We start from the raw sequence: 22619 nt of genomic DNA on the forward strand, positions 1-22619 counted from the left end.
GGCGTGACTCCGCGCGCCTCGCCGTGGCATGGTGCCGCCGGGACGGGTGGGCAACATATGGCGCTGACATCGCGCTCTCCGCGCAAGATGCGGACGCGCACCAAGCAAACGCTGAAAAAAAGCGTGGCCAAGAAGCGTGCGGTAAAGAAGCCTGCATCGAAGCCGCGCGCCAAGCGCAGATCCGCGCGTGCCGATACGATGGTGGAAACCGCGCTGGCGGTGTTTGCCCATGAGGTGCGCACGCCGCTGACCGGCATTCTTGCGGTCAGTGATCTGCTGGCCACCTCCGATCTCGACGAGCGTGAGCGGCGCTGGGTCGAGACGATCAAGGCTGGCGCCGAACATCTGGCTGGTCTCGCGACATTGTTCGTCGATGCGGCGCGCAGCAGCAAATCCAGATTCGAACTGCGGCAGGATTTCTTCGATCTGCGCGCGTTTGCCCGCAACATCGGCGACTCGCTCGCGGGCCGCGCGGCTGCCAAGGGACTGCTGTCGCGGGTCGCGATCTCCGACAGACTGCCGGTGTTCGTGGTCGGCGATCCCGTGCGGCTGCGCGCGGCGCTGGAAAACCTGATCGACAATGCGGTGAAGTTCACCGAACAGGGCAATGTGGCGCTGAAGGTCTCGCCCGTGCGTATGGCCGGCAAGGTCGGTGTATCCTTCACCGTCTCCGATAGCGGCATCGGGCTCACGCTTGCCGAGATCAAGCGGCTGTTCAAACCGTTCTCGCAGGCCAATGTCTCGATCGCGTCGCGTTTTGGCGGTGCCGGCCTTGGCCTGTCGTCGGTCAAACAACTCGCTCGCGCCATGGGTGGCGACATCACTGTGGCGCAGAGCCGCGGTGGTGGGACAGTGTTCACGCTGACGGTCGGCCTCGACAAGACGAGCGGTCCGATCGCCATCATGTCGAGCGCCGATGATGCTTCTTTTGCTCCGGGTGACGCGCTGCGAGTGCTGAGCGTCGAGGACAATCCGTTTGGTCGCGTCGTGCTCAATGCCATTCTCGCCGAACTCGGTCATCAGGCCGAGTTCATCGGTCGTGGCGAAGCAGCGGCGGAGCGCGTCGCGCAGGGCACGTTCGATGCGGTGCTCATGGACATGGTGCTGCCGGGTATCGACGGCGTCGAGGCGATCCGGCAGATCCGTGCGCTGAAGGCGCCGCATGGCCGCGTCGCGATCATTGGGGTGTCCGGTCGCAGTGAAGATGAAGCCGCATCGCGTCAGGCGGGCGCCGACGCGTTTCTGATCAAACCGGTGTCTCCGCGGGCGCTAGCGACTGCGCTGCTTGAAGCGAGACGCCGTGGGGCAGCCGCGACTTGATGATGGCGGCATTGAGTTCGCCGCCGAATACGAAGATCGCCGCTATAAAATACAGAAACACCAGCGCGATGATCACCGACGCCAGACCGGCATACATCGTCACGTAATTGTTGGCGAAGCGCGCCAGATAAAGGCCGAAGCCAATACCCGAGGCCAGCGACGCCAGCATCGTGAAGATGATGCCCGGCAGGATCTGCCCGAAGGTGCGGCGGCCTGCCGGCAGCCACACATGCAAGATGAACAATGCGATCACCATGGCGACGATGGTGATGCCGTAACGCGCCACCGTCAGTAGCCGCTCGTTGTTCTCGACCATCAGCGGGACATAGCGCCTCACGATTTCCAGCATCAGCGGGCCGAGCACGATCAGGAACGCCATGGCCAGCGCGGTGACGGCGGCCACCAGCGTGTAGCCGATCGACTCCAGCCGCAGCCAGTACCAGCGCCGCAGCTCGATCACCGAGTATGCGCGGTTCAGCGCGACGCGCAGGCTCTCGACGCCGTTGGAGGCGAAATACACTGCGAGCACGAGACCAATGGTCAGCGCATCGCCGCGGGTGGTGGTCAGCACGTCGTGGATCTGCGAGGACAGGGCGCCGGCCACCTGATCGGGCCAGACCTCCAGCAGCAGGCCGACGGCCTGATCGGCGAGATTCTTGGAGCCGAAAAAGCCGGCCAGCGAGGCCAGCACGATCAGGAACGGAAACAGCGCCATCAGGGTGGAGAGCGCGATATGGCTGGCGATCGCCCAGCCGTCATCGGCAAGAAACGTATAGAAGGCGTCCATCACAACATCGTAGACGGTGCGTATCTGCCCCACGTGCCACCTGGTTCGGGATCGGCCCGGCAAATCACCGGCCCTCATGTTAGCTTCTGATATCTAACGCGAAAAAGCCAGATCGTTGCATTACGGCGCGCGCGTGACCGCTGTGCCATTTTGACGGTCGGCGATAGCGCAGCCTGTGGCGCAGTGTTATGTAGCTGATATGACGTCAACGCTCAGCAATATTATCCTCCCCATCGCGGTCGGCGCCGTTGCGCTGGTCCTGCTGCTTGGCCTGTTCAACATGATGCGCGGCGGCTCGCCTGATCGCTCGCAGAAGCTGATGCGGTGGCGCGTGGTGCTGCAATTCGTCGCCATTATCCTCACCATGGCCACCGTCTGGGCGATGGGCCGCTGACGCAAATTCCTTAACTGGCGCTGGATCAATTCGATGGTCGTTCTCAACCGCATCTACACCCGCACCGGCGATGACGGCACGACGGCCCTCGGCACCGGCGAACGTCGGCCGAAATATGATCTCCGCGTCAGCGCCTATGGAACCGTGGATGAGACCAATGCGGCGATCGGCGTGGTGCGGCTGCATCTCGCCCATGCGCGGTCCTTGGATGCGATGCTCGGGCTGATCCAGAACGATCTGTTCGATCTCGGGGCTGATCTCGCGGTTCCGCAGCGCGAGGGCAAGGCCGAACGGCTGCGCCTGCTGGCGAGTCAGGTCGAGCGGTTGGAGAACGATATTGACATGCTCAACGCGCCGCTGGCCGATCTGACCTCGTTTGTTTTGCCTGGCGGAACTCCTGCCGCCGCTCACCTTCATGTCGCCCGCACGATCTGCCGCCGTGCGGAACGGATCATGGTGGAACTCGCCGCCCAGCCCGATGAGCCGGTCTCGGATGCTGGTATCCAGTATATGAACCGGCTGTCGGACTTCCTGTTCGTCGCCAGCCGCTCGCAGAACGACAATGGCGCCGGCGACGTGCTCTGGGTGCCCGGCCAGAACCGGTAATTTCGGCCAAATCGGCTGGCCTAGAGACATTCGATTTTAGGGTCTGGCGCGTTGACCCCGTGTGGCAGGGGCTTTAGGTTCCGCGCCCAAGCTTCCGAGCAAGCTCTGAAACAATAAAACTCACACGAAAGAGGATCGATGAAGGTTCTGGTCGCGGTCAAACGGGTGGTCGATTACAACGTCAAGGTTCGCGTCAAGAGCGACGGATCGGGCGTCGAACTGTCCAACGTCAAGATGTCGATGAATCCGTTCGACGAAATCGCTGTCGAGGAAGCCCTGCGCCTGAAAGAGGCCGGCAAGGCAACCGAAGTGGTGGTGGTGTCGATCGGTCCCGCACAGGCGTCCGAAACCCTCCGCACCGGCCTCGCGATGGGCGCGGACCGTGGCATCCTCGTCAAGGTTGAAGGCACCGTCGAGCCGCTCGCCGTGGCGAAGATCCTCAAGGCTGTCGCCGATGAGGAAAAGCCGGGCCTGGTGATCCTCGGCAAGCAGGCGATCGACGACGACGCCAACCAGACCGGCCAGATGCTGGCTGCGCTGCTCGGCTGGCCGCAGGCGACCTTCGCCAACAAGCTCGTCATCGAGGGCGACGACGTTACCGTGACCCGTGAAGTCGATGGCGGTCTGCAAACCGTCAAGCTCAAGGGACCGGCCATTGTCACCACCGATCTTCGTCTGAACGAGCCGCGCTACGCCTCGCTGCCGAACATCATGAAGGCGAAGAAGAAGCCGATCGACGAGAAGACCGCCGATGGTTACGGCGTCGATATCTCTCCGCGTCTCGAGATCATCAAGACCAGCGAACCGGGCGGCCGCAAGGCCGGCGTCAAGGTCAAGGACGTCGCCGAACTGGTATCGAAACTCAAGACTGAAGCCGGGGTGCTCTAATGCCGACATTGCTGCTTGCCGATCACGACAACGCCACCCTGAAGGATTCCACCAACAAGGCGCTCACCGCTGCCACCCAGATCGGCGGCGAGGTGCACATCCTCGTTGCCGGCCAGAATGCGAAGCCGGCCGCGGAAGCTGCCGCCAAGCTGCAGGGCGTCACCAAGGTGCTGCTCGCCGACGACGCCTCTTATGCCCACGACCTCGCCGAGCCGCTGGCCGCGCTGATCGTGTCGCTGGCGCCCGCCTATGACGTGCTGATCGCCGCTGCGACCACGCGCTCGAAGAACGTGATGCCGCGCGTCGCCGCCTTGCTCGACGTGATGCAGGTGTCGGAAATCACCAAGGTGATTGCGCCCGACACTTATGAGCGTCCGATCTATGCCGGTAACGCGATCCAGACCGTGAAGTCCAAGGACGCCAAGAAGGTCATTACGGTGCGTACCTCGACCTTCGGTGCAGCCGGTGAAGGCGGCAGCGCGGCGGTGGAAGACGCCAAGGCGGCCGAGAATCCCGGCCTGTCGACCTTCGTCGGCGAGGATATGGCCAAGAGCGATCGTCCGGAACTGACCTCGGCGAAGATCATCGTGTCCGGTGGCCGTGCCATGCAGAGCCGCGAGAACTTCGCCAAATACATCGAACCGCTCGCCGACAAGCTCGGCGCCGGTGTCGGCGCGTCGCGCGCCGCGGTGGATGCCGGTTATGCCCCGAACGACTGGCAGGTCGGCCAGACCGGCAAGGTCGTGGCTCCGGAGCTGTATATCGCCATCGGCATTTCCGGCGCGATCCAGCATCTCGCCGGCATGAAGGACTCCAAGGTGATCGTCGCGATCAACAAGGACGAAGACGCGCCGATCTTCCAGGTTGCCGATTACGGCCTGGTCGCCGATCTCTACCAGGCCGTGCCGGAGCTGACCGAAGCACTCGGCAAGTAGAGGCCCCGGCAGGTAAGGATTTGGCAAATAAGGCCTTGCTGAATTATGGCTTTGCGCCTCAATTAACGACATCGGCCGGAGTGACTGACTCCGGCCGATATTTTATGTAAAGATGGCTTTCCGAACGCGGCATGCGCGGGCGGCGTGTTCTCAGAGATGACAAGCAAGATGGCGGTTATGATCAAGAAAGTCGGCGTGATCGGCTCGGGCCAGATGGGCAATGGCATTGCGCATGTGGCTGCATTGGGCGGCCTCGAAGTTGTGCTGAACGATGTCTCCGCCGACCGCCTGAAGTCTGCCATGGCGACGATCAACGGCAATCTGTCGCGTCAGGTGTCGAAGAAGGTCATCACCGAGGATGCGCGCAAGCAGGCGCTGGATCGCATCACCTCGTCGGACACGATGGATGGTCTCGCCGATTGCGATCTCGTGATCGAATCTGCGGTCGAGAAGGAAGAGATCAAGCGCAAGATTTTCCACGATCTTTGCACGGTGCTGAAGCCGGAGGCGATCGTCGCTTCCAATACATCGTCGATCTCGATCACGCGCCTCGCGGCGTCGACGGACCGTCCCGAGAAGTTCATCGGCATTCACTTTATGAATCCGGTGCCGGTGATGGAGCTGGTCGAACTGATCCGCGGGATCGCCACCGATGACGCGACCTTCGACGCGTCCAAGGAATTTGTCACCAGGCTCGGCAAGCAGATCGCCGTCTCGGAGGACTTCCCGGCCTTCATCGTCAACCGCATCCTGTTGCCGATGATCAACGAGGCGATCTACACGCTGTATGAAGGCGTCGGCAATGTCGAAGCCATCGACGCCGCGATGAAGCTCGGTGCGCATCACCCGATGGGCCCGCTCGAACTCGCCGATTTCATCGGTCTGGATACGTGCCTGTCGATCATGCAGGTGCTGCATGAAGGCCTTGCCGACTCCAAGTATCGGCCGTGTCCGCTGCTGGTGAAATATGTCGAAGCCGGCTGGCTCGGTCGCAAGACCCAGCGCGGTTTCTACGACTACCGCGGCGAGAAGCCGGTCCCGACGCGCTAAGTTTCGCGCGCTGTCCGTTAGAGTAAGACTTCGTCATGGCCGGGCAAAGCGCGAAGCTGCGCCTTGCGCGGGCATGACCGAGTGCCTGGTTAGATGAGAGCCCGCATCAAGCTCACCGTCGCCGGCACCAGACTGACAATCGTCGCCATGCCCATGCCGACTCCGCACAGATGCGCCATCAATGTCTCGCGCTGCGTAATCATGTCACGTACTGCGCCACGCCGTTGCCGAACGACCAGTTCTCCGGCAGCACCTCGACGAGATTGATGAAAACGTCCTCGGGCCGCAGCCCGGGCGCTGCCGTCAATCGCTCGACGATTCCGCGATAGAGCTTCTGCTTTTGCTCCACGCCGCGCGTGTTGCTGACGGTGAGCTGGATGAGGACCAGGTCGTCGGTGCGCCGGATGCCAAGATAATCCGGACTATAGCTGAAGTCGTCGCCGTCGTGCTCGTGAATGACGATGAAGCGATCGTCCCTGGGTACGTTGAAGGTTTCGATCATTGCGTCATAGACGCTGTCGGCAATGGCTTTGCGCCAAGCGGCGGGCTTGCCCCGCTTCAGTGAAATGCGAACCAGCGGCATGGTGGTCTCCTGTTGTTCAAATCCGATGCAGCAAACCTAATCCCATATTGATCATTGTAAAATCGTATGAAATAATATTTCAATGATGTCATATTGAAATGATTGGCTGATGAAAGCGCTCGATATCGAAGCCGTGCAGGCCTTTGTGCTGGTGGCCGACCTCACCAGCTTCACCCGTGCCGCCGAGGCGATGGGAAGTACGCAGTCGGCGATCAGCCTGAAGATCAAGCGGCTGGAAAGCGGGCTTGGCAAGCGCCTGCTGGAGCGAACGCCGCGGCTGGTGCGTCTGTCCGTCGAGGGCACTGCTTTCCTTGCCGCAGCCCGAAACCTGGTGGCGGCACACCAGTCGGCGATCGGCGCGTTTGCGGTGGAGCAGCGACGGCTCGTGGTCGGCATCAGCCAGCATCTCGTCGGTGCCGATCTGGCGCAGCTGTTGAAACGCATGAGCGCGACCGATCCGTCGCTGGTGATCGAGCTGCGTATCGAAACTTCGCGCGCGATGCTGCAAGCCTATGATGGCGGCGAAATCGATGCGGCGATCGTGCTGCGCCACGATGTGCGACGGCGGGATGGCGAAGTGATGCTCGAAGAGGAGTTCGGCTGGATTGCTGCGCCGGATTTCAACCATCGGCCGGGGGAGCCGCTACGGCTGGCGACCCAGGCCGAGCCGTGCAGCGTGCGAGCGATGGCCGTGAGTGCGCTCGATGCGGCGGGCATTCGCTGGACGGAAGTGTTCGTCGGCGGCGGAGTGGCGACAATCGGTGCCGCGATTTCCGCCGGGCTTGCGATCGGTGCGTTGGTGCGCCGCGTCGCGCCGGTCGGCAGCGTCGATCTCGGCCCGCGCCTTGGATTGCCGAAACTGCCGAATTGCGACGTGATGCTGTATTCCAACCTCACGGATGCCGGCGCCCGCGGCGCGCTGCGCACACTCGGTGCGGCATTCAGGGCCGGTGCGGACTAATTGGAAATTCGTTAACCCCGCATCGCTATACCGTCGGTACCGCGTTACGGAGTGTTTCTGATGGATATGGCTTTGGTTGCCAGCGCGCTTGCCATGAAGGCAGCGGGAACGCAGCAGCAGATTTCGACCTCGATCATGAAGTCGAATGCCGACATGGAAAAGAACACCGTGCTGACGCTGCTCGGCGGCGCGCAGCAGGCCTCCCAGGCCAATCTCGGCGCAGGCGTCGGCGGCAACCTCGATATCGCCGCTTAAGGCGCTGTCGAGCCTGGCCGTTCGCCGCCGGAGGCAGCAGTCAGTGTCGCGCGAAAATGGCTCGGCGGCGCGCCGATAATGCGCTTGAAGGCGCGGCTGAACGCGGCTTCCGATTCATAGCCAAGCCGGCGAGCGACGACCGCGATCTTCAGGCGGTCGCGAACGAGCCACTGCTTTGCTTCCCGCATTCGCAATTGCGCGACGTAACGCGCCGGTGTTTGGCCGACGACATTGGCGAAGCGCAACGCAAATGCCGAGCGTGACGCATGCATGACGTTCGCCAGCGCCTCGACGGTCCAATCCCTGGTTGGATCGCGGTGGATCGCAGCAAGAACGCGCCCGATACCGGGGTCGCGCGCGGCAGCGACCCAGCCGTCAGAGCCGCAGCCTTTCTCCACCCAGTTGCGGATCAGTGCCGCGGCGACAACATCGGCCAGCCGCGTTAGCATGCCGCCGGCACCGACGCGATCCAGCGCCAGTTCGGACGTCATGGCCTCAAGCAGATGGGGGATGGCAGGCTCGCCGGTGGCAAGTTCGTGCATCTGCATCAGCTCAGGCATCATCAGAAGCAGGGGATGCTGGCTGTCGAGGTTGAAGGTCATACCGGCACCGAACAGCACGGTTTCTTCGCCATTCCTGTTGCCGCCGCTGCAGGTGTCGAGGATGCCGCAGCAAACCGGCTCGAACTGGCAATTCTCGACTGGTGCCGGGAAGGCATCGGGTGAACTGGCCAGTGCGTGTTCCGCGCCGCGCGGCAGCAAGACCGCATCACCCGGTTCAAGGCGGACCCACGCGTTATCCAGAGTTCGCAGCCAGCAGCCGCGCTCGGCGACAAAGTGAAATTGCGCCTTCGGCCGTGCCGGGAAGACCAGCCCCCATGGCTCGGTCATGCGGCAGCGGACGTAATCGACGCCCTCAATCTTCAAGCCCCGGAGCATTTCGGTCAGGGGGTGCGTGACGACAGGTCTGGACGAATGATCAAGCATCGCGGGTTTTCTAGCATGGAAACTCCAGGAGGTCACCTCCATCTCCGGTGTCCCTTCTGGAGGCTGCCATGACTGATTCCGCCACTGCCGCACTTGATGCCGATATTTCTCCCGTAACCACTGAGCGGGCGAACCCGGCCTGGGCGGCTGTTGTCTCCTTGATGCTTGGCGCGTTCAGCCAGGTCACTGCTGAATTCCTGCCCGCCAGTCTGCTCACGCCGATCGCCAGTGATCTCGGTGTCTCTGTTGGCGCTGCCGGGCAGGTGGTCACGGCGACCTCCCTCGTCGGGATCATCGCCGGGCTGGCCACCGCCATCGTGACACGCGCCATGGATCGCCGCCTCGTCCTGTGGCTGCTGACGGTGCTGCTGATCGTGTCCAACCTGCTGTCGGCGACGGCGAGCAACCTGCCGATCCTGTTGTTTGCCCGCGTGCTGCTCGGCATCAGTCTCAGCGGCTTTTGGGCGATGGCAACCGCCACCGCGATGCGACTTGTTCCGGCGGAGGCGCTGCCGCGCGCGATCTCGCTGATTTTCAGCGGCGTTTCGATCGCCACTGTCAGTGCTGCGCCGATCGGCGCATATCTCGGCGATCTCTGGGGTTGGCGGAGCGTGTTTTTGCTGGCCGCCGCCGTCAGCGCCGTCGTGCTTGTCTTTCAGATGCTGACGTTACCGCGCTTGCCGCCGCTCACATCACCGGATGTGCGTACGCTGTTCGTGCTGATGCGTCGGCCCAGTGTCCGGCTCGTGATGATCGCGATCGCCGTCAGTATCTCGGGCCACTTCGCCGGCTTCACTTACGTCCGGCATTTCCTCGAGCAGGTGCCGAAGCTTCCGGTCACTGCAATCTCAATCGTCCTGCTCGCTTATGGCGTCGGCGGCTTCTTCGGCAATTTCGCGGGCGGGGTGCTTGTCGCCCGCAGTGCGAAACTTGCGATCGTCACGGGGTCTGCGGCCATCGCCGTGCTCGCGCTGGTTCTGGTTGTTTTCGGCAGTTCGGGCCTTGTCGCAGGCATCGCGGTGGGCCTCTGGGGCTTTGCATTCGGCGTCCTGCCGGTTGGCTTCCAGACGTGGATGGTGCGGGTCGCATCGGACGAAGCTGAATCTGCGGGTGGTCTGCTCGTCTCGGCTTTCCAGGTCGCGATCACGGTCGGCGCAGTGGTCGGCGGCCTTCTGGTCGATGGCTTCGGCCCGTTTGGTTCCGTTGGTTATCTTGCAGCGGCGACGCTGGCGGGCGCACTGCTCGTGTCGCTGTCGCGCAGCGGTGAGGTGGTGGCTTGAAGCGAGAAGAGAGGCAGCAGCTTGCTGCCTCTCGGCTTCTCTTACGCGAACGGCGTGATCCAGCCGATCCCGGCGCCGCCGGGCTGCAGCAGGATTGCGAGCCGGCCGACATCGGGAATGTCGAATACCGGCCGCATCAGCGTCGCGCCGGCCGCGACAGCTTTCTTCACTCTGATATCGACATCGTCGACCGCCAGATACGGCATCCAGCCATCGGGGACATTCTCGTAGCCCGGACCTTCGGCGTGGAAGATGCCGCCGACCGGCACATTGTCCATCATTGCGATCCAGTAGATGCCACCGCCGGCCAGCGTCTTGGCCTGATAGGTCCAGCCGATGGTCTCCTGATAGAAGGCTTTCGCGCGCTCGGGATCGCGCGTCACGAATTCATTCCAGTTGAAATGGCCGTGCGGCGTCATGGCGTCCTCCCACTATTGCATCAGACCGAAACCAGCGTCTTGAAGCCACCATAGATCATGCGCTTGGCATCGAACGGCATCGCCTTAGGATCCATCATCTTGGCGAGGCGCGGATCCTTCATCACCTTCGCATTGATGCGGTCGCGATCCTTGCGTGACTTGTAGATGATATAGGAAAACACGACGGTCTCGTCAGGTTTCAGCTTCACGCTGCGCGGGAACGAGGTCCATTTGCCAACGCTGACGTCATCGGCAACATATTCATGATAGTCGAGCGCGCCGTATTCGCGCCAGATTTTGCCGGCCTTGCGTGCGAGGCTGCGATAGGCGGCGAGGTTCTTCTTCGGCACCGGAACAATGAATCCGTCAGTATAGGCCATCGGTCGTTTCTCCCTGCTGTCATGCAAAAGCGCCGGGCGTGAAGCCCGGTTGTTTTCAAGACGAACGTCATTGCGTCCATCCGACAGGATGGCCGGGGATTTCGCGGCTGGGGCAGGCGGCCGTATGTCGCAGTCGTTTATGCCGCGGTCTCAGAAACTCGCTGCGGCGGGCTTCACCGCCGCTTTCAGTAGCTTGATGGCGTCTTCGCTGTCCCATTCGGCGGGGCCGGCGATGGTTGCGATCTCGCAACCCTTGCCGTCGATCAGCACCGAGGTTGGCATGCCCAGCGCGCGGCCGATGCCCTTGAGGTCCTGGAACACCTTGGCCGAGGTGTCGGTGAAATAATCCAGCCGGTTGAGGCCGCCCTCTTTCAGGAACGCCTTCGGCTTCTCGGCGTCGCGGGTGTCGATATTGATCGCAACGACCTGGAAATCCGGGCCGCCGAGCTTCGTCTCGAGGTTATTCAGCGCCGGCATTTCCTTGCGGCAGGGCACGCACCAGGTGGCCCACAGGTTCACCAGCACCGTCCGGCCGCGCCAGTCGGACAGCTTCTTCTCCTGGCCGTCGGCATCCCTGAAAGCGAGGTCCGGCAATTTCAGCGGCGTCCTGGCCATGGTCAGGCCGGCGACTTCGCCGCGCGCCAGCGGTTCGATCTTCTTCGACAGCGCTATGGCCGGCGCACAGGTCGGATCGCCTGGTGCAGCCTGCTGCCGCAGCCGATCCATATTGGATACCGCGGCAAAGCCGATCACGGCGCCTACGAGCACCGCGCCGAGCACGATCAGGCGGCGTTTGGCCGGACGGGGGGCAGGCTGGTCGGGCATAGGGTTTGTCATTCGGTCTCAGTTAGGGCTATGCAACGGTTGGCGACGGACGATCCGTCGGCTGCGGTTAAAGATGAGTGACAATTCATGGCTTCGCGCAAGGGCAACGGCAAGTCCGGCAACGACGGTAAGGGCTCCAATGTGAGCAACAAGATGTGGGGTGGGCTGTTCGATGAAAGCCCTGACGCCATCATGGAGGAAATCAATGTCTCCATCGACGTCGATCGCCACCTTTATGCCCAGGACATTACCGCATCCAAGGCCCATGCTGCGATGCTTGCCGCGCAAGGGATTATCACCGCGAAAGATGCGAAAAATATCGCGGGGGGTCTAGACACGATCCTGTCAGAGATCACCAAGGGCTCGTTCACATTCAAGCGTGCGCTCGAAGACATTCACATGAATGTGGAGAGCCGGCTCGGCGAGCTGATCGGCCCGGCCTCCGGCCGTCTGCACACCGCGCGTTCGCGCAACGATCAGGTGGCGACCGACTTCAGGCTGTTCGTGCGCGATACGATCGACGAGATCGACGCGGCCTTTGCGTCGCTGCAGCGGGCATTGGTCGATCGTGCGCTGGAACATGCGGAGACGGTCATGCCTGGCTTCACCCATCTGCAGACTGCGCAGCCGGTGACCTTCGGTCATCATCTGCTGGCCTATGTGGAAATGGTGTCGCGCGATCGCGGCCGTTTCGCCGATGCGCGCAAGCGTCTCAATGAAAGCCCGCTCGGCGCCGCGGCGCTGGCCGGCACCTCGTTCCCGATCGACCGCCATGCCACGGCCAAGGCGCTGGGCTTCGATCGCCCGATGGCGAATTCGCTCGATGCGGTGTCGGACCGCGATTTCGTACTTGAGACGCTGTCGGCGGCTTCCATCGCGGCCGTGCATCTGTCGCGCTTCGCCGAGGAGATCGTGATCTGGACCTCGCCGCTGGTCGGTCTCGTCAGACTCTCCGACAAGTTCACCACCGGCTCCTCGATCATGCCGCAGAAGCGCAATCCGGATGCGGCCGAACTGGTCCGCGCCAAGACCGGCCGCGTGATCGGATCGCTCACCGGATTGTTGATTGTCATGAAGGGTCTGCCGCTGGCCTATCAGAAGGACATGCAGGAGGACAAAGCCGGCGCGATGGAGGCCTATTCGGCGCTGTCGCTGGCGATCCGCGCGATTGCCGGCATGGTTCGCGATCTCGTGCCCAACGAGGAGCGCATGAAGGCCGCCGCCGGCGAGGGCTATGCCACGGCCACCGATCTGGCGGACTGGCTGGTGCGGACGCTGAAAATGCCATTCCGCGAGGCGCACCACGTCACCGGCCGGATCGTCGGCATCGCCACCAAGAAGGGCGTGGCGTTGCATGAGCTCGACCTGAAGGAGATGCAGGCGGTGGAATCGAAGATCACGGCAGAAGTGATGAAGGTGCTGTCGGTGGAAGCCTCGGTGAAGAGCCGGGTCAGCTATGGCGGCACGGCGCCGAAGAATGTGACGTCGCAGGCGAAGGCCTGGCTCAAGCGACTGGAAAAAGAGCGGAAATTGGGCTGATCGGGCTTGGCGTGCGAAAATTCAATGGATTTCGGGGTCTCGCCAGAGCGTGGCAATCTTTGTATGGTGCGCCCGCATTTGGGGATTTCGCTGTGACTTGTCCGACCCGCCCTGCGTCCGCGCGATGGGCCATTCTCGTTCTGACCGCTTCTGCTTTGGCGCTGGCTGGCTGCGGCCGTAAGGGCGGCCTCGATCTGCCGCCACAGGCGTCCGCGCAGCCGATGGGTACCGGCGCTCCGGCGGCCGATCCCGATGCACAGTCGGCTGCGAATAAGGGCAGGGACGTGTTCGCGCCCTCGAACGGTGTGGATGAGGGCCCGCCGGCGGCGACCCGTGGTCGCAAGAAGCCGTTCCTGCTCGATCCGATCCTGGACTAACTCGCCATGCGCCATTTCGACTATCGCAACGGCGTGCTGCACGCCGAAGGCGTTGATATTGCCGAAATGGCGGATGCCATCGGCACGCCGTTCTATTGCTATTCGACCGCAACGCTGGAGCGGCACTATCGCGTCTTCACCGACGCCTTCGCCGATACCAAGGCGCTGGTCTGCTACGCCATGAAGGCGAATTCCAACCAGTCGGTGCTGCGCACGCTGGCCAAGCTCGGCGCGGGCGCTGATGTGGTCTCCGGTGGTGAGTTGAAGCGCGCGCTGGCCGCTGGCATCCCGCCGAAGAAGATCGTGTTTTCCGGCGTCGGCAAGACCGCGGATGAACTGCGGCTGGCGCTCGATGAGGATATTCTCTGCCTCAATATCGAGTCGGAGCCTGAACTCGCATTGCTGTCGGAGATCGCCAGCGAGACCGGCCGTACGGCGCGGATCTCGATCCGCGTGAATCCCGATGTCGATTCCGGCACGCATGCCAAGATCTCCACCGGCAAGTCCGAAAACAAGTTCGGCATCCCCATCAGCAAGGCACGCGAGGTCTATGCCCGCGCTGCGAAGCTGCCGGGCATTGAGGTCACCGGCGTCGATATGCATATCGGCAGCCAGATCACCGATCTCGCTCCGATGGAGCAGGCATTTCGCATCCTGGCCGATTTCGTCACCGTGCTGCGCAACGACGGCCACACGATTTCGCATGTCGATTTCGGCGGCGGTCTCGGCATTCCCTATTACGAGGACCGCGCCGCGCCGCCGGAGCCGATGGCCTATGCGGCCATGGTCAAGCGCGTGACGCATAATCTCGGCTGCACGCTGATGTTCGAGCCCGGCCGGATGATCGTCGGCAATGCCGGCATTCTCGTCGCGCGCGTCATCCATGTGAAGCATGGCGACGGCAAGACCTTCGTCATCATCGATGCAGCCATGAACGATCTGATCCGGCCGACTCTGTACGAGGCCTATCACGAGATCCTGCCGGTGGCGGCGCCCGCACCCGGCGCGAAGCTGGCGGCCGTCGACGTTGTCGGCCCGGTCTGTGAGACCGGCGATTACCTCGCCCTCGACCGCAAGCTCCCGGAGCTGAAGTCCGGCGATCTGCTCGCGATCATGACCGCCGGTGCCTATGGCGCCGTGCAGGCGGGAACCTACAACACCCGCGCGCTGGTCCCGGAAGTGCTGGTGAAGGACGATCAATATGCGGTGGTCCGCCCGCGGATCGAAGTCGAGCAGCTGATCGCCATGGACAAGGCCGCGCCCTGGTTGTGAGGCGGTGATTTTACCTCTCCCCGCACTTGCGCGGGGAGAGGTCGCGGCGGGTGAGGGGCGGGGTACAGGGCTCTCTTCAAGCTCAAGCGCAGGTAGGCGGATCTCGAAGAGCCCTCACCCCACCCTCTCCCCGCAAGAGCGGGGCGAAGGAGCGCACGGCCGGCGTTCCCTTACAAAGACCCCTCACGCCTTCGTGACCCCAATCGCTCCGAATCGACTTAGGCTCAGGCTTTGCATGTGCACGGATGGCCCCCCGTGCCATGCCTCATTGCCGCCGCCGTGCTAGTGTGTCGTGCGGTAACATCGGAGATCGTCGTTGAGCGCTGCGCCCCCCGACCGACCACAACCACCACACGATCCAAATGCCGATCGACAGGCGGTGGCGCAGCTTCAGCTCGCGCAGGCGCTGCAGCGTGCCCGGCTGGCGATTGGCTGGGAGCGGGGGTGGCCGCATCTGGCCCGGCTGCTCAGTGTCGTCGGGTTGTTTCTGGTGGCGTCCTGGGCCGGTCTGTGGCTGACGCTTCCTTCTACTGCGCGCGCCATCGGTCTTGCGTTGTTCGTCATCGCCGCGCTGGCGACGCTCGTTCCTCTCCTGAAGTTTCGCTGGCCGTCGCGTGAAGAGGGCTTGTCGCGCCTCGATCGCGGCACCGGGATTGCGCATCGCCCCGCAACGGCGCTGACCGACACGCTGTCGTCGCAGGACCCGATGGCCCGGGCGCTGTGGCTGGTTCAGCGCGAGCGTACGCTGGCCTCGCTCAAGAAAATCCGCGCCGGCCTGCCGTCGCCGCGCCTCGCGATCCATGACCCTTGGGCGCTACGCGCCATCGTCGTCGTGCTGCTGTTCGCCACCTGGTTTGCCGCCAGTGGCGAGCGCGGCGCACGGATCATGGCGGCGTTCGACTGGAACGGCGTGCTGGCGCCGGCGAATGTGCGCGTCGATGCCTGGATCACGCCGCCGCCTTACACGGGCAAGCCGCCGATCATCCTGTCTGCCGCCAACAAGGATGCGTCCACGGCCGATGCCGCTGCATTGCCGGTGCCGTCGGGCTCGACGCTGATCGTGCGCTCCAGCGGTGGAGCGCTTGATGTCGTTCTCACCGGCGGTGTCGCTGACGTCGCGCCGACGGCGGAAGCCCCGAAGGGTACCAACGAAAAGCATTTCACCATCACGTCTGATGGGACAGCACATGTTCGTGCGCCGTCCGGCCAGCCGCAGTGGAAGTTCACGGCAACGGGTGATCGTCCGCCGACCATCGCGCTCGCCAAGGACCCGGAGCGTCAGACCCGCGGTTCGCTGCAGATGTCCTACAAGCTCGAGGACGACTACGGCGTTACCGAAGCCCATGCGCAATTCGCGGCGCGTCCCGCCGAGACCAAGGATGGCATCAAGGAAGCCGCCAAGCCGCGGCCGCTGTTCGATGCGCCGTCCTTTGCGCTGGTGCTGCCAAATGCGCGCACGCGCAACGGCGTCGGCCAGACCGTCAAGGATCTCAGCGAGGATCCCTATGCCGGCGCCGATGTCACGCTGACGCTGACCGCGAAGGATGAGTCGGGCAACGAGGGCAAAAGCGAGCCCTTCAGCATGCGACTGCCGGAGCGGCTGTTCACCAAGCCGCTGCCGCGCGCGCTGATCGAACAGCGCCGTATCCTGGCACTCGACGCCAATCAGCGCGGCCAGGTTTCCTTCGCGCTGCAGGCCCTGATGATCGCGCCGGAAGCTTTCACGCCGGAAGCCGGTCAATATCTCGGGCTGCGCAGTGTTGCCACCCAGATCGAACGCGCCCGCACCGACGCGGCCCTGAAAGAAGTCGTCGCCAGCCTCTGGGCGCTCGCCGTCACCATCGAGGACGGCGACATCACCGATGTCGACAAGGCGCTGAAGGCGGCACAGGACGCGCTGAAGCAGGCATTGGAGCGCGGCGCCAGCGACGAAGAGATCAAGAAGCTCACCGAGAACCTGCGTGCGGCGCTGGACAATTTCCTGAAGCAGCTCGCCGAGCAGATGAAGCAGAATCCGCAGCAGCTGGCGCGTCCGCTCGACAAGAACACCAAGGTGATGCGGCAACAGGACCTCAACAACATGATCGAGCGCATGGAGCGGTTGTCGCGCTCAGGCGACAAGGACGCCGCCAAGCAGTTGCTCGAACAGATGCAGCAGATGCTGGAAAACCTGCAGATGGCGCAGCCCGGCCAGTCTGGCGACAGCGAGATGGATCAGGCGATGAACGAGCTTGGGGACATGATCCGCAAGCAGCAGCAGTTGCGCGACAAGACTTTCAAGCAGGGCCAGGACCAGCGCAACGAGCGCCGCCGCGGCAAGCAGGGCGAGCAGGGTATGGGCGATCTGCAGCAGGATCAGCAGAATCTGCGCGACCGCCTCAAGCAGCTGCAGGACCAGCTCGCCAAGCAGGGGATGGGCCAGGGGCAGAAGGGCCAAAAAGGACAGCAAGGGCAAAAAGGCCAGCAGGGCCAGCAAGGGCAGGGCCAAGGTCAAGGCGGCGACGATCAGGCGGACGCCGACGGTGACGGCGACGGTGATGGTCTCGGCGATGCCGACAGCGCCATGGGCGATGCCGGCGGCCAGCTCGGCGAGGGCAATGCCGACGGCGCGGTGGGTTCGCAGGGCAAGGCGCTCGATGCGCTCCGCAAGGGCGCCCAGAAGCTCGCGCAGGCCATGCAGCAGGGCGAGGGTGAAGGCCAGAACGACGGCCCCGGCAACAATCCCGGCCGCCAGCAGAGCGGTGGCCGGCAAAGCGATCCGCTCGGGCGTCCACTGCGTGGCCGCGAACTCGGCGACGACCTCACGGTGAAGATTCCCGGCGAGATCGACGTGCAGCGCGTGCGGAGAATCCTGGAAGAGTTGCGTCGTCGCCTCGGCGACACGACCCGGCCGCAGCTCGAACTGGATTATATCGAGCGGCTGCTGAAGGATTATTGAGGGCGGAGTTAGGAAGCGCCGGTGCCAGTGGTTTCCCTCCCCCAAGCGAAGCGCAGCGGGGAGGGTCGGCCGATAGGCCGGGGTGGGGTGCTTCAGCAAGTGAGAGCGGCGTTTATGGCACGACCCCACCCGTCTGGCCTTCGGCCAGCCACCCTCCCCACTGCGCGGCTTCGCCGCTTGGGGGAGGGATAAGAAAGAGCCCTCTATCCCTTGTTCTTCACCGCCAGCGCATCCGCCACGGCAGTGCGGATATCCGCCACCGAAAACGGCTTCGTCACCACATCGTGCACGATCGCATTCAGGCCCGTCGCGCGTTCGCGCTGGTCGGCATAACCGGTCATCAGCAGGATCGTGAGGTCGGGGAAATCGCGCGCGACGGCCAGCGCCAGCGCAATGCCGTCCATGATGGGCATCTTAATGTCGGTCAGCAGCAGGTCGAATGCGCCGCCCTGCTCGTTGAGAATCTCCAGCGCCTCGGCGCCGTCTTCGGCCGTGACGATCTCGTGGCCATCCATGGCGATGGCGCGGCCGACCAGCAGCCGCATCGATTCTTCGTCATCTGCAATCAGGATACGCGCCACGACAACTCCTCAGACTTACGCGCCGGCGACGTCACGCTTGTTGAAGAAGCGTACATCGATACTGCGGCCTTCGGCGGGCGGGGAGGCCAGCCGCGATCGAAACCATGTCTTGTCGCCGGGATTGAGGCCGGGCTGTTCGAGCACGGCGTTCCAGCCATATATTTCAGTCCCCTTCTCGTCGCGTACCACGAAACGCAGGCGTGGCAATGCGGTGGGGATGCGGGTCTCTGACACGATCAGGCCTTCGATGAGCAAGACCGACTTGCCATCGACGGTCTCGGTGGTGACCTTGACGTCCTTGAAGGCAAGGCCGCGCACATTCACGTCGAGGCCGACCGCCTGATAGAAAGTTGCGGTCTGCGGCATCAGCTTGACCAGATCGACGCGCCAGATCACCAGTGCGAGCAACAGCGACGCCATGGTCGCGGTAGCGATCGGCAGACTGTGCTTCGGCATGACGAATAGGCGCGGAAGCGACGGTACGAAACGACCTAGCGCGGCAAGGCGCGATGGCGGGGTGGCCCGCATCGCGGCCACCGCGTCGTGCTGCGCCAGCGTGGCCCAGTCGGCCTCCTCGGTACGATCGTTGGCATCGACCGGCCAGTCGGCTGAAATCGACGGGCTTTCGACCACCGGAACGTTCGGCGCGGAGGCGTCGTCGTCCTCGGTCACGCCCCAAGCGCTCATGTCCTCGTTCGGATCGGGCTCGCTGGCCTTCGCCGCCATGGCGGGAACACGGGCTTCGGCCCGGGAGAGGTCCTCCGGCCGCGCCAGCCAGACCTCTTTGCAGCGGGCGCAGCGCACCGTCCGTCCGGCATCGCCGAACGTGGCCGGGTTCACGGCGTAGGACGTCGTGCAATTGGGGCAAACGATATGCATGGAGCCGATAGCCGATGACATGGCCGGCAGGCTACAAGACGACCGTTAACGAATCGGAAACCATAACGGCCGCACAAGCAATTGACCGTCTTTTTGAGGCTTTTTGAACCCATCGAACGGAGCTGAATGTGGTCCGGTTCGAAAATGTTGGTTTGCGCTACGGGCTTGGCCCGGAGATTCTGCGCGACCTCAATTTCCAGATCCCTGCGCATTCGTTCCAGTTCCTGACCGGTCCCTCCGGCGCCGGCAAGACCTCGCTGCTGCGCCTGCTGTTCCTGTCGCTGCGGCCGACCCGCGGGTTGGTCAATCTGTTCGGCCAGGATATCTCGCTGCTCGGCAAGGACGAGATCGCCGACTTGCGCAAGCGCATCGGTATCGTGCTGCAGGATTTCCGCCTGCTCGACCATATGACGACCTATGAGAATGTCGCGCTGCCGTTCCGGGTGATGGGGCGTGAGGAGTCCAGCTATCGGCGCGAGGTCATCGATCTCCTGAAATGGGTCGGGCTGGGCGATCGCATGGATGCGCTGCCGCCGATCCTGTCAGGCGGCGAGAAGCAGCGCGCGGCCATTGCGCGCGCGGTGATCGCGCGGCCCATGCTGCTGCTGGCGGACGAGCCGACGGGCAACGTCGATCCGACGCTGGGCCGGCGTCTGCTGCGGCTGTTCATCGAACTCAACAAGTCGGGCACCGCGGTGATTATCGCGACCCACGATATTACATTGATGGATCAATACGACGCGCGGCGCATGGTGCTGCATCAAGGCCGGCTGCATATCTATGAGTAGAATCGGCGAAGAACACGGCCCGCTGATGGACCTCGGCACCGATCGCCCGCAGGTCCCGGCGAAGGCGCGCAACGCATCCCCGATCGTGCCGCGCGGCTCGATCGCCGGCCGCGCGCTGGTCGCCGTCGTCGCCATCATGACCTTCCTCGCCTCCATCACCACAGGCGCGGTGCTGCTGATCAGCGCCTCGGCGTCGGAATGGCAATCGGAAGTCGCCAGCGAAATCACCATCCAGGTGAAGCCGCAGGGCGGCCGCGATCTTGACCGCGATACGCAGGCGGTGACCGATGCCATTCGCGGGCAGCCGGGGATTGTCGAGGTGCAGCCCTATAGCCGGGAGCAATCGGCGCAGTTGCTGGAGCCGTGGCTCGGTACGGGACTGTCACTCGACGACCTGCCGGTGCCGCGCGTGATCATTGCGCGCGTCACTCCAGGCGCGGCGCTCGATATCGTTGGCTTGCGCAAACGGGTGACGCAGGCTGTGCCCTCGGCCAGCGTTGACGATCACCGCGCCTGGGTCGAGCGGATGCGCTCGATGACATCGGCAACGATGCTGGCCGGGCTCGGCATCCTTGCGCTGGTTATTATCGCCACCATTATCTCTGTATCCTTTGCGACGCGCGGCGCGATGGCGGCGAACCGGCCGATCGTCGAAGTGCTGCATTTCGTCGGCGCGGGCGACCGCTATATCGCCAATCGCTTCTTCCGCCATTTTCTGCGGCTTGGCCTGCAGGGCGGTATCATTGGCGGCGGTGCCGCGATGCTGATGTTCGGATTTTCGGAGTCGATCGCGAGCTGGTTTTCCGGCACGCCGGTGGGCGACCAGTTCGCCGCATTGCTGGGGACGTTCTCGCTGCGGTCGTCAGGCTATCTCGCAGTGGCGGGGCAAGCGCTCCTGATAGCAGGAATTACCGCCTGGGCATCGCGCCGCACATTGTTCTCGACGCTGAACGATATCGAGTAACGCGTCAGGCACGGGCGGTGGCATCGCCAAGGCGCCGAAAAATACCTAAGATTGCTTCTAAAGGACCAAACGCCAGACCGATGACCTTGCTCGACGACCAGGACACCACGGAGATGCACGTCGCCGCGCCACCGCGGCGGCGCGTCATCCGTGCGGCACTCGTGGTCGCGTTCGCGCTGTCTTTCATGGTCGGCGCCATCGGCTTCGTTGCGTTTCTTGCGCAACTCCGCAGTGGCGAATTGAAGCCATCCGCCAATGCCGACGGCATCGTGGTCCTGACCGGCGGGTCGTCGCGCGTTGCGGATGCGCTCGAACTGCTCGCCAATGGCTTCGGCAAACGGTTGCTGATCTCCGGCGTGCATCCCACCAACGGTGCGGCCAATATCTCGCGCACACTGCCGGACAGCCAGCGGCTGCTGGATTGTTGCGTCGATCTCGACCGCTCCGCCGTCAACACCCGCAGCAACGCGGTGGAGACCAAACGCTGGGTCCATGAGCGCGGCTTCAAGTCGCTGATCGTGGTGACGTCGAATTATCACATGCCGCGCGCGATCGTCGAAATGTCACATGAGATGCCGGATATCGAGCTGATTCCGTTTTCGGTGATTGGCGACAAATGGCGTGACGAACCGTGGTGGACCAGTGGCCCGACGCTGCGGTTGCTGCTATCGGAGTATGTCAAATATCTCGCGGCTGAAGCGCGGGTGCGGCTGGCGAATATCGGCATTGATCTGATGCCGGATTCCGGCAGCGACCAGCAGAGCGACGCGCCGCAACGCCGGCCGGCCACGGCGTCTGCGAATTGAACTGCAATTGAGCTGATCGGAACACCATGACTTCGATATTCGTGCGTTCGTTGATCTACAACGTGCTGTTCTATGTGCTGCTGGTGTTCTGGATCCTGGTGGCGATTCCAACCTTCGTGATGCCGCCGCGCGCCTTCATGGCGATCGCGAAAGCGTGGGCGACCAGCAGCATCTGGCTCATGCGTATCGTCTGCAACACCAGGGTCGATTATCGCGGTCTCGAGAAAATTCCGGCGGGGCCGCTGGTGGTCGCCTCGAAACATCAATCGATGTGGGAGACCTTCGCGCTGATGCCGTTCTTCGATCGGCCGCTGTTCATCTACAAGCGCGAGCTCGGGCAGATTCCGTTCTTTGGCTGGTACCTCAAGAAGTCGAAGATGATCGGCGTCGATCGCGATGGCGGGGCGCGTTCGCTCATCGATATGGCCAAGCGCGCCACCGAAGAAATCCAGCTCGGCCGTCAGCTCATTATCTTTCCCGAAGGCACGCGTCGGCCTGTCGAGGCACCACCGGACTACAAACCCGGTGTCGCGCAGATCTACGCCAAATCCGGCGCGCCGTGTCTGCCGGTGGCGCTGAATTCCGGCCTGTTCTGGCCGCGCCGCACTTTCCTGCGCTATCCCGGCACGCTGGTGGTGGAGTTTCTCGACCCGTTGCCGCCCGGCCTGCCACGCAAGGAATTCATCGCGGCGATCAGCACGTCGATCGAGGCAGCCACCGATCGCATCGTTGCCGAGGCGCGCGCGGAGCAGGCGACGATCTTCGGGCGCGTGCCGAATGTGGCGGTGAAAGAGAGCTAGCGCTGG

Annotated in this window: 25 protein-coding genes; 17 read left to right on the forward strand and 8 right to left on the reverse strand. The window is 63.4% G+C overall.

Annotation, left to right across the window (positions count from 1 at the left end; all coding sequences use genetic code 11):
* Positions 1-57: 57 nt before the first annotated feature.
* The gene (locus tag AB8A38_RS22705) at positions 58-1320 is read left to right on the forward strand and encodes an ATP-binding protein (protein WP_439087491.1); all 1263 of its coding nucleotides are present in this window, start codon (positions 58-60) and stop codon (positions 1318-1320) included.
* Here AB8A38_RS22705 and AB8A38_RS22710 read toward each other — a convergent pair.
* On the reverse strand, positions 1247-2107 hold the full coding sequence (locus AB8A38_RS22710) for a YihY/virulence factor BrkB family protein (RefSeq protein ID WP_439087492.1): 861 nt from the start codon (positions 2105-2107) through the stop codon (positions 1247-1249). The two genes, AB8A38_RS22705 and AB8A38_RS22710, sit on opposite strands and share 74 nt — an antisense overlap.
* A 199-nt stretch (positions 2108-2306) precedes the next feature.
* Here AB8A38_RS22710 and AB8A38_RS22715 point away from each other — a divergent pair, with 199 nt between their 5' ends.
* The 5 genes from AB8A38_RS22715 to AB8A38_RS22735 all read left to right on the forward strand — a co-directional run bounded on the left by AB8A38_RS22715 (position 2307) and on the right by AB8A38_RS22735 (position 5980).
* Positions 2307-2501: a twin transmembrane helix small protein gene (locus AB8A38_RS22715; RefSeq protein WP_068730376.1), complete on the forward strand. Its 195-nt coding sequence runs from the start codon at positions 2307-2309 to the stop codon at positions 2499-2501.
* 33 nt (positions 2502-2534) lie between these two features.
* Positions 2535-3107 (forward strand): cob(I)yrinic acid a,c-diamide adenosyltransferase, encoded by a 573-nt coding sequence (locus AB8A38_RS22720; protein ID WP_068729209.1) that lies wholly within the window; start codon positions 2535-2537, stop codon positions 3105-3107.
* Between the two features lie 138 nt (positions 3108-3245).
* Positions 3246-3995 (forward strand): electron transfer flavoprotein subunit beta/FixA family protein, encoded by a 750-nt coding sequence (locus AB8A38_RS22725; protein WP_120287249.1) that lies wholly within the window; start codon positions 3246-3248, stop codon positions 3993-3995.
* Positions 3995-4930, forward strand: coding sequence for an electron transfer flavoprotein subunit alpha/FixB family protein (locus AB8A38_RS22730; protein ID WP_439087494.1), 936 nt, complete (start codon positions 3995-3997; stop codon positions 4928-4930). Before AB8A38_RS22725 ends, AB8A38_RS22730 begins: the two co-directional genes overlap by 1 nt.
* Positions 4931-5098: 168 nt before the next feature.
* Positions 5099-5980, forward strand: a complete 882-nt coding sequence (locus AB8A38_RS22735; RefSeq protein WP_439087495.1) for a 3-hydroxybutyryl-CoA dehydrogenase — start codon at positions 5099-5101, stop codon at positions 5978-5980.
* A gap of 199 nt (positions 5981-6179) precedes the next feature.
* On the opposite strand, the gene AB8A38_RS22740 is transcribed toward AB8A38_RS22735, so the two are convergent.
* Positions 6180-6563, reverse strand: coding sequence for a tautomerase family protein (locus AB8A38_RS22740; RefSeq protein WP_439087497.1), 384 nt, complete (start codon positions 6561-6563; stop codon positions 6180-6182).
* 109 nt (positions 6564-6672) lie between these two features.
* Between AB8A38_RS22740 and AB8A38_RS22745 the strand changes: the two genes are divergently transcribed.
* Together AB8A38_RS22745 and AB8A38_RS22750 are read left to right on the forward strand one after the other, a co-directional pair.
* Positions 6673-7524: a LysR family transcriptional regulator gene (locus AB8A38_RS22745; protein ID WP_439087498.1), complete on the forward strand. Its 852-nt coding sequence runs from the start codon at positions 6673-6675 to the stop codon at positions 7522-7524.
* Between the two features lie 60 nt (positions 7525-7584).
* Positions 7585-7779: a putative motility protein gene (locus AB8A38_RS22750; RefSeq protein WP_089267620.1), complete on the forward strand. Its 195-nt coding sequence runs from the start codon at positions 7585-7587 to the stop codon at positions 7777-7779.
* Here the strand turns inward: AB8A38_RS22750 and AB8A38_RS22755 are convergent.
* Positions 7776-8765: an AraC family transcriptional regulator gene (locus tag AB8A38_RS22755; protein WP_439087499.1), complete on the reverse strand. Its 990-nt coding sequence runs from the start codon at positions 8763-8765 to the stop codon at positions 7776-7778. The two genes, AB8A38_RS22750 and AB8A38_RS22755, sit on opposite strands and share 4 nt — an antisense overlap.
* A gap of 68 nt (positions 8766-8833) precedes the next feature.
* Here AB8A38_RS22755 and AB8A38_RS22760 point away from each other — a divergent pair, with 68 nt between their 5' ends.
* The gene (locus tag AB8A38_RS22760; protein ID WP_439087501.1) at positions 8834-10045 is read left to right on the forward strand and encodes an MFS transporter; all 1212 of its coding nucleotides are present in this window, start codon (positions 8834-8836) and stop codon (positions 10043-10045) included.
* 41 nt (positions 10046-10086) lie between these two features.
* On the opposite strand, the gene AB8A38_RS22765 is transcribed toward AB8A38_RS22760, so the two are convergent.
* From AB8A38_RS22765 to tlpA, 3 genes are all read right to left on the reverse strand, one after another.
* Entirely contained in the window at positions 10087-10464 is a 378-nt protein-coding gene (locus tag AB8A38_RS22765; RefSeq protein WP_439087502.1) for a VOC family protein, read from the reverse strand.
* Between the two features lie 20 nt (positions 10465-10484).
* On the reverse strand, positions 10485-10844 hold the full coding sequence (locus AB8A38_RS22770) for a DUF1428 domain-containing protein (RefSeq protein ID WP_315844001.1): 360 nt from the start codon (positions 10842-10844) through the stop codon (positions 10485-10487).
* Between the two features lie 150 nt (positions 10845-10994).
* Positions 10995-11669: a thiol:disulfide interchange protein TlpA gene (gene tlpA / locus AB8A38_RS22775; RefSeq protein ID WP_439087504.1), complete on the reverse strand. Its 675-nt coding sequence runs from the start codon at positions 11667-11669 to the stop codon at positions 10995-10997.
* Positions 11670-11810: 141 nt separating this feature from the next.
* Between tlpA and argH the strand changes: the two genes are divergently transcribed.
* The 4 genes from argH to AB8A38_RS22795 all read left to right on the forward strand — a co-directional run bounded on the left by argH (position 11811) and on the right by AB8A38_RS22795 (position 17795).
* The gene (gene argH / locus AB8A38_RS22780) at positions 11811-13208 is read left to right on the forward strand and encodes an argininosuccinate lyase (RefSeq protein ID WP_439088587.1); all 1398 of its coding nucleotides are present in this window, start codon (positions 11811-11813) and stop codon (positions 13206-13208) included.
* Positions 13209-13300: 92 nt separating this feature from the next.
* Positions 13301-13585 carry an LPS translocon maturation chaperone LptM gene (gene lptM, locus AB8A38_RS22785; RefSeq protein ID WP_089267832.1) on the forward strand — a complete coding sequence of 95 codons (285 nt, stop codon included), beginning with the start codon at positions 13301-13303 and terminating at the stop codon, positions 13583-13585.
* A gap of 6 nt (positions 13586-13591) precedes the next feature.
* Positions 13592-14857 (forward strand): diaminopimelate decarboxylase, encoded by a 1266-nt coding sequence (gene lysA, locus AB8A38_RS22790; RefSeq protein ID WP_439087505.1) that lies wholly within the window; start codon positions 13592-13594, stop codon positions 14855-14857.
* Between the two features lie 316 nt (positions 14858-15173).
* Positions 15174-17795: a TIGR02302 family protein gene (locus tag AB8A38_RS22795; RefSeq protein ID WP_439087507.1), complete on the forward strand. Its 2622-nt coding sequence runs from the start codon at positions 15174-15176 to the stop codon at positions 17793-17795.
* Between the two features lie 203 nt (positions 17796-17998).
* Here AB8A38_RS22795 and AB8A38_RS22800 read toward each other — a convergent pair whose 3' ends face one another.
* Complete coding sequence (locus tag AB8A38_RS22800; RefSeq protein ID WP_439087508.1) at positions 17999-18376, reverse strand: response regulator; 378 nt, start codon at positions 18374-18376, stop codon at positions 17999-18001.
* A gap of 15 nt (positions 18377-18391) precedes the next feature.
* The gene (locus AB8A38_RS22805; protein ID WP_439087510.1) at positions 18392-19255 is read right to left on the reverse strand and encodes an MJ0042-type zinc finger domain-containing protein; all 864 of its coding nucleotides are present in this window, start codon (positions 19253-19255) and stop codon (positions 18392-18394) included.
* Positions 19256-19383: 128 nt separating this feature from the next.
* Here AB8A38_RS22805 and ftsE point away from each other — a divergent pair, with 128 nt between their 5' ends.
* The 4 genes from ftsE (at position 19384) to AB8A38_RS22825 (ending at position 22613) form a co-directional block, all read left to right on the forward strand.
* Positions 19384-20043 (forward strand): cell division ATP-binding protein FtsE, encoded by a 660-nt coding sequence (ftsE, locus tag AB8A38_RS22810; protein WP_068729180.1) that lies wholly within the window; start codon positions 19384-19386, stop codon positions 20041-20043.
* Positions 20036-21007: a cell division protein FtsX gene (locus tag AB8A38_RS22815; protein WP_439087512.1), complete on the forward strand. Its 972-nt coding sequence runs from the start codon at positions 20036-20038 to the stop codon at positions 21005-21007. The genes ftsE and AB8A38_RS22815 overlap by 8 nt, the downstream gene beginning before the upstream one ends.
* A gap of 80 nt (positions 21008-21087) precedes the next feature.
* Positions 21088-21813: a YdcF family protein gene (locus tag AB8A38_RS22820; protein ID WP_439087513.1), complete on the forward strand. Its 726-nt coding sequence runs from the start codon at positions 21088-21090 to the stop codon at positions 21811-21813.
* A gap of 26 nt (positions 21814-21839) precedes the next feature.
* On the forward strand, positions 21840-22613 hold the full coding sequence (locus AB8A38_RS22825; protein ID WP_315843994.1) for a lysophospholipid acyltransferase family protein: 774 nt from the start codon (positions 21840-21842) through the stop codon (positions 22611-22613).
* Positions 22614-22619: the final 6 nt, after the last annotated feature.

Source organism: Tardiphaga sp. 839_C3_N1_4, from assembly GCF_051811045.1.
Classification (GTDB): Bacteria; Pseudomonadota; Alphaproteobacteria; order Rhizobiales; family Xanthobacteraceae; genus Tardiphaga.